At 68.0% G+C, this 9,921-nt stretch carries 10 protein-coding genes, 2 tRNA genes and 1 pseudogene (1 of these 13 cut by a window edge); 5 read left to right on the top strand and 8 right to left on the bottom strand.

Going from position 1 to position 9,921, the window contains the following annotated elements; genetic code table 11:
• The 3 genes and pseudogenes from J7528_RS01375 to J7528_RS01365 form a co-directional block, all read right to left on the bottom strand.
• A pseudogene (locus J7528_RS01375) lies at positions 1 to 194 on the bottom strand (EF-Tu/IF-2/RF-3 family GTPase) (it extends 522 nt beyond the left edge of the window).
• Positions 195 to 244: 50 nt separating this feature from the next.
• Positions 245 to 318 (bottom strand) — tRNA-Gly (locus J7528_RS01370).
• A 92-nt stretch (positions 319 to 410) separates the two neighbouring features.
• Positions 411 to 496, bottom strand: a tRNA-Tyr gene (locus J7528_RS01365).
• A 174-nt stretch (positions 497 to 670) separates the two neighbouring features.
• On the opposite strand from J7528_RS01365, the gene rlmB reads away from it, so the two are divergent.
• From rlmB to J7528_RS01350, 3 genes are all read left to right on the top strand, one after another.
• Positions 671 to 1,507 carry a 23S rRNA (guanosine(2251)-2'-O)-methyltransferase RlmB gene (gene rlmB / locus J7528_RS01360; protein WP_291871292.1) on the top strand — a complete coding sequence of 279 codons (837 nt, stop codon included), beginning with the start codon at positions 671 to 673 and terminating at the stop codon, positions 1,505 to 1,507.
• Between the two features lie 107 nt (positions 1,508 to 1,614).
• Positions 1,615 to 3,330 (top strand): stalk-specific protein X, encoded by a 1,716-nt coding sequence (locus J7528_RS01355; RefSeq protein ID WP_291870586.1) that lies wholly within the window; start codon positions 1,615 to 1,617, stop codon positions 3,328 to 3,330.
• A 114-nt stretch (positions 3,331 to 3,444) separates the two neighbouring features.
• Positions 3,445 to 4,179: a TerC family protein gene (locus J7528_RS01350; protein WP_291870584.1), complete on the top strand. Its 735-nt coding sequence runs from the start codon at positions 3,445 to 3,447 to the stop codon at positions 4,177 to 4,179.
• Positions 4,180 to 4,185: 6 nt separating this feature from the next.
• Here the strand turns inward: J7528_RS01350 and J7528_RS01345 are convergent, their stop codons facing one another.
• From J7528_RS01345 to J7528_RS01335, 3 genes are read right to left on the bottom strand one after another with little or no spacing between them, the layout of a single operon-like run.
• Positions 4,186 to 4,611 carry a hypothetical protein gene (locus J7528_RS01345; RefSeq protein ID WP_291870582.1) on the bottom strand — a complete coding sequence of 142 codons (426 nt, stop codon included), beginning with the start codon at positions 4,609 to 4,611 and terminating at the stop codon, positions 4,186 to 4,188.
• Positions 4,608 to 5,618, bottom strand: coding sequence for a phosphotransferase family protein (locus J7528_RS01340; protein WP_291870580.1), 1,011 nt, complete (start codon positions 5,616 to 5,618; stop codon positions 4,608 to 4,610). The genes J7528_RS01345 and J7528_RS01340 overlap by 4 nt, the downstream gene beginning before the upstream one ends.
• Complete coding sequence (locus tag J7528_RS01335; protein WP_291870578.1) at positions 5,615 to 6,721, bottom strand: hypothetical protein; 1,107 nt, start codon at positions 6,719 to 6,721, stop codon at positions 5,615 to 5,617. The genes J7528_RS01340 and J7528_RS01335 overlap by 4 nt, the downstream gene beginning before the upstream one ends.
• Positions 6,722 to 6,841: 120 nt before the next feature.
• Between J7528_RS01335 and J7528_RS01330 the strand changes: the two genes are divergently transcribed.
• Positions 6,842 to 7,219, top strand: a complete 378-nt coding sequence (locus tag J7528_RS01330; protein WP_291870576.1) for a DUF423 domain-containing protein — start codon at positions 6,842 to 6,844, stop codon at positions 7,217 to 7,219.
• On the opposite strand, the gene J7528_RS01325 is transcribed toward J7528_RS01330, so the two are convergent.
• Complete coding sequence (locus J7528_RS01325; protein WP_291870574.1) at positions 7,210 to 8,427, bottom strand: multidrug effflux MFS transporter; 1,218 nt, start codon at positions 8,425 to 8,427, stop codon at positions 7,210 to 7,212. The two genes, J7528_RS01330 and J7528_RS01325, sit on opposite strands and share 10 nt — an antisense overlap.
• 136 nt (positions 8,428 to 8,563) lie before the next feature.
• Here J7528_RS01325 and J7528_RS01320 point away from each other — a divergent pair, with 136 nt between their 5' ends.
• A complete protein-coding gene (locus tag J7528_RS01320; RefSeq protein ID WP_291870572.1) occupies positions 8,564 to 9,547 on the top strand; it encodes an alpha/beta hydrolase in 984 nt (327 codons plus the stop codon).
• A 41-nt stretch (positions 9,548 to 9,588) separates the two neighbouring features.
• On the opposite strand, the gene J7528_RS01315 is transcribed toward J7528_RS01320, so the two are convergent.
• Positions 9,589 to 9,849: a low temperature requirement protein A gene (locus tag J7528_RS01315; protein WP_291870571.1), complete on the bottom strand. Its 261-nt coding sequence runs from the start codon at positions 9,847 to 9,849 to the stop codon at positions 9,589 to 9,591.
• Positions 9,850 to 9,921: the final 72 nt, after the last annotated feature.

Raw genomic sequence — 9,921 nt, 5'->3', positions numbered from 1 at the left:
GTGTTGATCGTGATGCCGCGGGCCTTTTCTTCCGGCGCGGCGTCGATGTCGGCGTAGTTCTTGGCGGTCGCGCCGCCCGACTTCGCCAGCGTGATCGTGATCGCCGCCGTCAGCGTCGTCTTGCCATGGTCAACGTGACCGATGGTGCCGATGTTGCAGTGCGGCTTAGTGCGTTCGAACTTTTCCTTGGCCATCGTCTCTACCTTCGCGCCGGCGGCTGTTGTTGGGATGTAACTCGGGGAGCTGGAGCGGGTAGCGGGAATCGAACCCGCATCCTCAGCTTGGAAGGCTGCTGCACTACCATTGTGCTATACCCGCCCAATCCCCCAACGGGGCTAGCGGGGTCGCGATTGGCTCCCGGTCTCTGTCTCTGGGACGCCCACGCTGGCCTCCGGAACTCGTCGCGTGCATGGTGGGGGAAGTAGGACTCGAACCTACGAAGGCTGACGCCAGGGGATTTACAGTCCCCCCCCTTTGCCACTCGGGACATTCCCCCAAGCACGCGACGGAGTTCCGAAGCCGGCGGCCTTTATCCGGTTCGTCGACCAACAGCAAGCTGTTGATTTTCGAACTGGAACAAAAGCTTCTTGGACCGGTGACGGACGGTGCTAAGAGCAGCGCCGGCTGGCCCGAGAAGCCCTTGGGGCCCCAAATCGGAGCGCGTCTTATAGTGTCCTCTCATTCCGAACGCAACGACCGGAAACGACCTTCTGCACAAGGACGCGATTTTCGTTCCAAGCCACGGAAAGAGAACAACTTTTCGAGAGGCCAAGGCGACGCCAAGGACTGGATCTGGGGGACTCACGCCGTGGAAGCGGCGCTTTCGAACCCCCGACGACCGGCTCCGAAGCGCCTTCTGGCCACCCCGGACCGCGCCAAGCGACTCGCGCCGAATCTTCAGAAACTTTCCTGCCTGCAGGTGATGGAAGGTCAGGAGATCGCCAAGCAGTTGCCGCAGGGCGCGGTGCACCAGGGCCTGGCGCTGAAGATCGACGAGCCCGAGGTGATGAGCATCGCCGAGATGGGGACGCCGGCGAAGGGCCTCTTGGTCATGCTGGACCAGATCACCGATCCGCAGAACATCGGCGCCATCTTCCGCTCGGCCGCCGCGTTCGGGGCCACCGGCGTCATCCTGCAGGATCGCCATGCGCCGGCGTTGTCGGGCGTGCTGGCCAAGACCGCCGTCGGCGCGGTCGACAAGGTCCCCTACGCGCGCGTGGTCAATCTATCCCGAGCCCTCGAGGAACTGGCCGAACTGGGCTGGCGCGCCATCGCCCTGGCCGGTGAAGCCGAAGAAAGCCTCGAAGCCGTACTCGACGGACAGGCGACTGTACTTGTTCTGGGTTCTGAGGGTGAAGGTGTCCGTCGCCTGGTCGCAGAGCATTGTGACGCCTTGGGAAAGATCCCGATGCCGGGCGGTTTCGAGAGCCTGAATGTCTCGGCCGCCGCCGCGATCGCACTCTACGAGGCGTCCAGAGTTCGCCTCAGGGAAGAATTGGGTTCGTGAATCCTCTTTAACCGTTTTGATTTCGTCGCAAGCTCGTGCTCTTCTCGCGAACAGTGGTCCGCGAGCGCCTGCTCGCGGAGAATTTCGACATGGGATCGGGGGACCCGATGTTTGGACGTAATGTACGCTTGGCCGCCCTGGCCACCACGGCGGCCGGCGCGCTGCTGCTGGCCGGGTGCAGCGCCGGCGACCAGGCCAATGCGCCGCCGCCGCGCAGCGACTACCAGCAGGCTGATGCGGGCACGCCGGACCTGATGGGCGCCGCGCCTGCGCCGGACGCCAGCCAGGCCCAGGACGGCCTGCTGGGCGGTCCGGTCGCCGCGACCGGCGACACGCGCGTGTCGTCGCAGCCCCTGCCTCCGCCGCCCGCGCGCAATACGCACCTGAAGACCTGGCGCCGTCCGGACGGCACGCTGGTCACGGCCATGCGCCCGATCGCCAATCCGAAGGGCTCCAGCCGCTACGAGCAGCAGCGTCCGGCCGCCAAGCCGCACCGCGTCTACGCGACGGCTCCTGCCGCGCCGAAGGCCGCGTCGCACCCGGCCCCGGTCGTCCAGAAGCCCGTGGCCGCCAAGCCGCCGATCGTGGCCAAGCCCGTCGCGCCGAAGACGGTCGCTCCGGCGCCCGCGCCCGTGCAGGCCGCCAAGCCCGTGCTGCCGGCCACGCCGCTGAACAAGCCGCCGGTGGTCGCCGCCAAGCCGGTTGTTCCGGTCACGCCCGCCAAGCCCGCCACCAAGCTCGAGAAGCTGCAGGCCGCCGTCGCGCCTGAAGCCACCAACGGCGCCGTCCTGGCCGCCGGCGAGAGCCTGGGCAAGAACCAGCCGGGCCAGGTGACCCTGTCGCTGCCGGCCACGCTGGGCGACCTGATCAAGCAGGAAGCCGCCAAGCTGGGCCTGGGCAAGGCCGCCAAGAAGACCAGCGCCTATGCCGAACTGTCGGGCGAAGGCTACGAGGTCACCCCGAACGGTCGCCAGACCGCCGTGGTCAAGCCGGGCGAGCCGACCACCTTCGCGTGGCAGGTCAAGCCGGGTCCGGACGCCAAGGGCCAGCTGAAGTCGGACTTCGGCGTCGAGCTGAATGGCGCCAAGGAGCCGCAAGGCTTCGCCCTGGGCACGATCAGCAAGCGCGTCGCGGCCCTGCCGGAAAAGGTCAAGAAAGGCTTCGGCCAGCTCGACCTGGGCGCCCTGAACGGCAACATCTCGCTGCCGGGCCTGGGCTCGGTGCCGATGAAGACCGCCCTGGGCGTGGCCCTGGTGCTGCTGGCCCTGATCATCCTGGTCGGCGTCTCGCGCAACGCCGCGGCGGCTCGCCGTCGCGCCGAGCGCCAGCGCAAGTACCGCACCCTGACCGACTACGGCCGCAACGAGATGGAGTTCGAGGATCCCAAGCCCTCGTCGGCCCACGTCTCGTACGTCAACCCGTTCGTGGCCGCCGCCGGCGGCGCAGCGGTGGGCGCGGTCGCGGCTTCGGCCATGTCGCATCATGACGATCACGGCCACGGCCATGACGACCATGGCCACCACGACGCCCATGCCGATCACGGCCACGCGGACCACGGTCATGCCGATCAGGGTCATGGTCACGACCTGCACGCCGAGGCTCACCCCGAGCCGCACGCGCCGGCCGAGCACGTCGGGTACACGAACCCCTTCATGGCCAATACCAGCCATGACGGTCACGGCCAGGGTCATGACGCTCACGCCGCCGACCACGGTCACGGCCATGACGACCACGGCCACCACGCTCCGGCCGACCCTGGCCACGGCGATCAGGGCCACGGCGCGCACGATGCGCACCACAAGGAACCCGAGCACGCTCACTAAGCGGCCCTGAGAAGCGGACGCCCCGGATCACCGATCCGGGGCGTTCTTGTTTTTGCGCGAGGGCCCGGACTTTTGCGCCTTGCATCGTCGCGCGCGTCACCGCATTGAGGACGCATGTTCGAAGCTCTGACGGCTAATCTCGGCGGCCTGCAAGGCCCGCTGACCGCCCTGCTCCAAGTCCTGATGATCGACCTGGTCCTGGCCGGCGACAACGCCGTGGCCGTGGGCCTAGCCGCCGGCGGCCTGCCGCCCAAGGATCGCAAGAAGGTCATCCTGTACGGCCTGGGCGCCGCCGTCGTGCTGCGCATCAGCTTCGCCTTGATCACCACCTGGCTGCTGGGCGTCATCGGCCTGCTGCTGGCCGGCGGCTTCCTGCTGCTGTGGGTCTGCTGGAAGATGTGGCGCGAGATGCGCGAGCAGGCCGCTCACGCCGACGCCATGGCCGCCATCGACGGCGACCCCAGCACCGAGCCGCCCGTCCGCCAGGCCAAGACGTTCAAGCAGGCCTTCATCCAGGTGCTGATCGCCGACGTCTCGATGTCGCTGGACAATGTGCTGGCCGTGGCCGGCGCGGCCCGCGAGCATCCCGGCATCCTGATCTTCGGCCTGCTGCTGTCGATCGCCCTGATGGGCCTGGCCGCCAGCGCCATCGCCAACCTGCTGCACAAGCACCGCTGGATCGGCTTCGTCGGCCTGGCCATCGTGCTGTACGTCGCCCTGCACATGATCTGGGAAGGCCATCGCAGCGTGGTCATGGACCTGCACCAGACCGGCGCCTACAACGCCGCCGCCCCCGCCCCGCTGGACATCCAGCCGGACGAGGTGGCCCAGCACAACAAGCACAAATAGCGGTCTCTACCGTCCGGGAAGCGGCGGCAGATCCAGCCGTCGCAGCTCGGCCATCTTGGCGTAGAGCCGCAGGATCGCGTGATGGCGCGTCGTGTCGCCTCGCGCCTCGACCGCCTCGTGCAGATCGATCAACGCCTTGCGCAAGGCCGCGTTGACCCGGTCCAGCGCCGAGAAGGTCAGCCCCTCGGTCGACGGCAGAGCGGCCACATCCAGCCCGTAGTCGCCCGCCGCCTCGTCCAGCACGGCGCGGATGGCGATGTTCTCGGCGACCCGCGCGGCCACGCCGCGCTCGGTCTCCTGGGCGGCCAGCAGCGACAGGATGGCGACGATGGCGACCTTGCCGGCCATGAACTCGCCCTGCTGCTCGGGCGGACCGGGATCCATCATGCACAGGAAATTGCCGACCAGGACGTCGGGCAGGCTGGGGGTCATGACAGGTCCTCCAGGCGCAGCAGCATGGCGGCCAGGATCTCGTCGTGGCGGCGGGCGGTGTACCAGCCCGACACCGCCAGGATCGGCTCCTTGAAGCCGCCGTCGCGATATTCCTTGGCCGCCGAGGTCCAGATCGCCTGGCCTTTCACCGCAGCGAACAACGACCACCAAGCCAGAGCGTCTTCGTCGACCGGCAGGCCACCGGCTTGCGACCAGATCGCCAGTGCTTCGGCGCGCGGGATCATGCCGGCCACATTGGCGGCGTCGAAATGGCCCCACAGCGGATCGATCGCCCAGGCCAGGTCCTCCAGCGGATCGCCCAGATGGACCATCTCCCAGTCCAGGATCGCCAGGATCTGCCCTGCCCCGTCGTGCAGGAAATTGCCGGTGCGATAATCGCCATGCACCACCCGCACGGCGCTCGCGGGCGGTGGCGGCTTGCGGCGCAGGGCGCGGATGGCGGCGCGGACGATCGGCTGCGGGTGCTGCTCGTCTGCCTCGATGACGTCGGACCACTGGTCCAGCGCCACGCGCCAGCAGTCTTCGGGCGCTGGCGTGGGCGCGGCCTTGGCCAGCGGCAAGCCAGACGGCTCGACAGCGGCGATGGTCCCCAGGATCTGGAAGAAGCTTTCGCCGATCACCCGCGCATGGTCGCCGTACGGCAGCACGGTGAAGGGCGAAGCCGCCGCCCCGCCCTCGACCCGCTCCATGACGAAGAACGGCCGCTCCAGTTCCGCGCCCTCGGCGTCCATGGCCACCGGGCGTGGCGCGGGCAGCTTGTCGTGGAAGCTCTCCAGGGCGAGGTATTCCAGGTTCCGATCGGTCTCGATCAGGCTGCCGGTCGGGTCTCGGCGCAGGATCAGCGGCCGGGTCTCCCCACCGACCTTGGCGACGAAACGATAGGTCTCGCGACTGGCCCCGCCGGGGATCCGCGACAGGTCGGCGACGTCGACCGGCTGGCCCCAGGTGCGGGTGAGATACGCCTCCAGGCGCTCGCCCAGGCTCACGGGGCCATGTCCAGGATCGAGGCGAAATCCGACGGCGCGTGCGGGCCGATCGCCAGTTGCTCGAAGACGCCCCTGCCCTTTCGCTCTCGGCCCGCGCCGTCGACATAGGTGACGTCGCTGAGAGCCTGGACGTGCAGCAGGTGCGGCATCTTGCGGTCCAGGTCTGCGGTCACGAAGTCCTCGCGCTCGACCTTCAGCTCACCGTGGTTCAGGCCGTGGCCCCAGACGGGGTGGTTGTAGCCCAGGCCCAGCATGAAGAACTCGGTCTTGGGTTCGACGGTCACAGAGCCGTCGTCGCCAAGATCGATCGTGGCGGCCGAGGCGTGGCGCGTGCCGCTCTTCCAGCCGATGGCGCATGAGGCGTCGGCAAAGCCGCCGAACGCAATCTCGCGCTCGCCGTCCTCCAGCCAGACGGCGCGGCGGTTCCAGGGCCGGCCCAGCTCGTCGTCATTGGTGTGGAAGAACAGGCTGCCGTCTTCGAAATTGCACGGCGCCCATAGCCAGAAGAACTGTGGCAGAGCTGGCGGGGCCAACTCCTGCGGATCGCGAGCGCCCACGGGGCGGACACCCCACGAGCGATCGCGCGTACCGACGAAGCCGTCGACGCTGGTGCGCACGCCGTCGACCTCGATCCAGCCGCTGTAGCGGCCGTTTTGGGTCAGGCGAGTATAGTCCAGGAAGGCGCGCGGACCGTTGCGGCGGACAAAACGCGGCTCCTCGATCGGGAAGGCGCGGCCCTCGAAGACGATCTCGGCGGCAATCCCCTGTTCGGGCGCGGCCACGATCAGCTTCAGGCGCTGCAGCGGCGTCTCGACGGCGATGCTGATCGGGCCGACGGTCAGGTCCATCCGCTCCATCTTCAGCCAGCGGCTGGCGTGGAGATTGACCTGCTTGCCGTCCTTCATCACGCAGAAGGCGGCGTCGGCGATGTTGAGGTGCGGATAGACCCCGAAGGCGGCGGCGAAGAACAGGTCGCTCCCGTCACCTTCACTCGCATAGCCGTTGAAGAAATAGCGGTCGTAGAAGTTCCGATCCGTCCCGGCATAGGCCACGGGTTCGGGCGTCTGATGGATCGGGTAATCGTCGCCCCAGGTGAGCGCCATGCCGTCCTCCCCTGTCCGATGCGGCGCTCTGCTGCGTAAGGAAGCGGCGTCGCTTTACGTCCAGGTGAACGACGTTAAGGTCGCGCTCTGCGATTGCAACGGTGACGGAACGTAAAGCGGATGAAGGCCTGGACTCCCCGGATCTGGACAGGCCTGGCGGCGGTCAGCGGCCTGCTGGCCGTAGCCTTTGGAGCCTTCGCCGCGCATGGCGTCTCCGAGCCCAAGCCGGTCGAGTGGCTGCATACGGGCTCACAGTACCAGATGGCCCACGCCCTGGCGGTGTTCGCCGCCTTCGCCCTGCAACGCGCGGGGATCAAGGGCATGGGCGCGGCGGCCGCGTTCTTCCTGGCCGGGACCGTACTGTTCTCGGGCTCGCTGTACGCCATGGCTTTGGGAGGGCCGCGCATCCTGGGCGCGGTCACCCCGATCGGCGGCCTGGCGTTCATGATCGGCTGGATCGTCCTGGCCTGGCGGAGCTTCACCGCGCCTCAGGCCTGAGCCTTCTTGGCGCCCGGCAGGGCCAGGAAGAAGATCGCCAGCGCCGAACCGACCAGGCAGGCGAACATCACCCCCGCCACCGGCCGCGGCGTGCCGTCGTGCAGCAGGCCGCCAGCCCAAGAGGCCAGCGCGCCCGCCCCGAACGAGGCCGAACCCATCAGGGCCGAGATCGAGCCGGCCCGGCGCGGGTCCACGCTCAGAGCGCCCGCCATGGTGTTGCCGCCCATCAGCCCGTACATCGACAGGGCGCAGAACAGCAGCGGCAGCACCGTCCACTGGCCACCCCAGCCGGTGAAGGCGGCGATGCTCAGCAGGAAGGCCGCGACGATCGAGGCGATGCTGGCCTTGCTCAGCACCTGGTCGGGCAGGTTGCGGCGGAGCAGAAGCCGGTTGATCTGGCTGGCCCCGATGATGCCGACGGCGTTGAACGCGAAGATGATGTTGAAGACCAGCGGCGAGTGGCCATAGGTCCCCATGATCAGGTCCGGCGCCCCCGAGATGTAGGTGAACAGCACCGCGCCGTTCAGCGCTCCAGCCAGCGCGTAGCCCATCAGCCGGCGCATGCCGAACAGCGCGACATAGGCCCGTAGCGGGTTCTCGCCCCGCGCCTGGGCCTCGGTCTCGGCTGAGCGAGACTCGGCCAGGCTGATCGTCACCCACAGGCCGATCAACAGACCAAAGGCGACCAGCACCCAGAACACGCCGCGCCAGCCGGCGAAGAACTGCACGACACCGCCGAACTGCGGGGCCAGCACCGGCGCCAGGCCCATGATCAGGGTCATCAGCGACAGCACCCGGGCGGTGTCGGCGTGGCTGAAACGATCGCGCACCACGGCGCGAGCGATCACCGCCCCCGCGCAGCCGCCCAAGGCCTGGATGAAACGGGCGGCGATCAGGATCTCGATGCTGGGGGCCAGGGCGCAGACCACCGAGGCGGCGATGAACACGCCGATACCGACCAGCAGTGGCAAGCGGCGGCCGAAGCGGTCCGAGGCCGGACCATAGATCACCTGGCCGATGGCCATGCCGGCGAAGAAGGCCGCCAGGGTCGTCTGGGTCTGCTCGGGACCGGCATGCAGGCTGCGACCGATGGCCGGCAGGCTGGACAGATACATGTCGATCGACATCGGCGCGAAGGCCGTCAGCGCGCCCAGGAGCAGGACAAGTCGCCACGGAACGGCGGCGGGCGGCTGGGCGGTGTCGGTCATGCGGCCTTTTACGCCCGTTCGGCCGTGGGGAAACCTCAAACCTCCCGTAGGGGAACCCACAAATGGCGCTTGCCCGCCTGACGGGAGCCCTTCAAGTTATCGCCAATCACATAAGCCAGCGGGAGGACGAGCGGTCATGACGGTCAAGAATCCAGGCCTCCCCGAGCCCCAGTACGCTGACGTGAACGGCATCCGCATGACCTATTACGAGGCCGGTCCGCGCCAGGGCGTGCCGATCGTCTTCTGCCATGGCTTCCCGGAACTGGCCTTCTCGTGGCGCCATCAGATCGCCGCCCTGGCCGCCGCCGGCCGCTGGGTGATCGCGCCCGACCAGCGGGGCTATGGCCTGACGCCCGGCCCCGAGGCGGTCGAGGCCTATGACATGGAGCACCTGACCGGCGATCTCGTCGGTCTGCTGGACCACTTGGGCGTTCCGAAGGCCATCTTCGTCGGCCACGACTGGGGCGGCATCGTCGTGTGGCAGATGCCCTTGCTGCATCCGGATCGCGTGGCGGGGATCATCGGCCTGAACACACCCTTCACGCCGCGCCTGCCGCTGGATCCGATCGAGATGTTCCGCAACGCCTATGGCGAGGACATGTACATCGTCCACTTCCAGAAACCCGGCGAAGCCGACCGCCGGCTGGGCGCGGATCCCGAGCGGACCATCCGCTTCTTCATGCGCAAGCCCAAGGGCAGCCAGGACGAGTTCCTGGGCCGACCGGCCGAGCGCCGCAGCCTGGCCCTGCAAGACGCCCTGGACCACTACGACCCCGCCACCGACGACAACCAGTTCCTGGCGCCCGAGGAGCTGGCCTTCTTCGTCGAGGCCTTCCAGCGCACGGGCTTCACCGGCGGCATCAACTGGTACCGCAACTTCACCCGCAACTGGGAGAAGGCCGAGAGCCTGCCGCGCCGGATCGACGGCATCCCCTGCCTGATGATCATGGCCGAGCTGGACGTCGTCCTGCCGCCGGCCATGGCCGATCGCATGGGCGACCAGATCTCGGACCTGGAGAAGGTTTTGATCGAAGGCAGCGGTCACTGGACCCAGCAGGAAAAGCCCGCCGAAGTGAACACGGCGATCCTGGATTGGCTGGACCGGCGCTTTCCAACCTGAATCCGATCTCCCCGGCGAAAGCCGGAGAAACGGTGTTGGGATTAGTTCTTGGACGCCAGCATCAGGTCGGCGCGCCGGCGCATGGCGGCCGCCAGCTGCAGCATGGCCAGGGCCGAGACCTCGTCACGCTCGGCGGCGCGCAAGCTGTAGACATTGGCCATGGCGAAAAGGGCCTCGATCCGGTCGACGCCCTCGGCCCCGAACATCTCGCCGATCTGACGGTCAAGCTCGGCCAGCTGCGCGGGATTGAGCATCGCGAGCAGTTCGTCGTCTGAATAGTCTTCAGGGGTCAGCTGAGTCATGGGCGGCAACATACAGAACCGAACGAAACGCGCGACCCCGTGATCTTCCTCCGTTCACAGGCGGATACAAAC

The sequence above is a fragment of the Caulobacter sp. genome, assembly GCF_017744445.1.
Classification (GTDB): Bacteria; Pseudomonadota; Alphaproteobacteria; order Caulobacterales; family Caulobacteraceae; genus Caulobacter.
Note: the sequence above shows the minus strand (reverse complement) of the source record. Positions and strands in the feature narration are given on the sequence as shown.

What these genes read in the sequence shown, in the direction of transcription:
- J7528_RS01325 (WP_291870574.1), bottom strand. Translation starts at nt 8,427, where the DNA reads ATGACCGACACCGCCCAGCCGCCCGCCGCCGTTCCGTGGCGACTTGTC.
- J7528_RS01315 (WP_291870571.1), bottom strand. Translation starts at nt 9,849, where the DNA reads ATGACTCAGCTGACCCCTGAAGACTATTCAGACGACGAACTGCTCGCG.
- J7528_RS01320 (WP_291870572.1), top strand. Translation starts at nt 8,564, where the DNA reads ATGACGGTCAAGAATCCAGGCCTCCCCGAGCCCCAGTACGCTGACGTG.
- J7528_RS01330 (WP_291870576.1), top strand. Translation starts at nt 6,842, where the DNA reads ATGAAGGCCTGGACTCCCCGGATCTGGACAGGCCTGGCGGCGGTCAGC.
- J7528_RS01335 (WP_291870578.1), bottom strand. Translation starts at nt 6,721, where the DNA reads ATGGCGCTCACCTGGGGCGACGATTACCCGATCCATCAGACGCCCGAA.
- J7528_RS01350 (WP_291870584.1), top strand. Translation starts at nt 3,445, where the DNA reads ATGTTCGAAGCTCTGACGGCTAATCTCGGCGGCCTGCAAGGCCCGCTG.
- J7528_RS01345 (WP_291870582.1), bottom strand. Translation starts at nt 4,611, where the DNA reads ATGACCCCCAGCCTGCCCGACGTCCTGGTCGGCAATTTCCTGTGCATG.
- J7528_RS01355 (WP_291870586.1), top strand. Translation starts at nt 1,615, where the DNA reads ATGTTTGGACGTAATGTACGCTTGGCCGCCCTGGCCACCACGGCGGCC.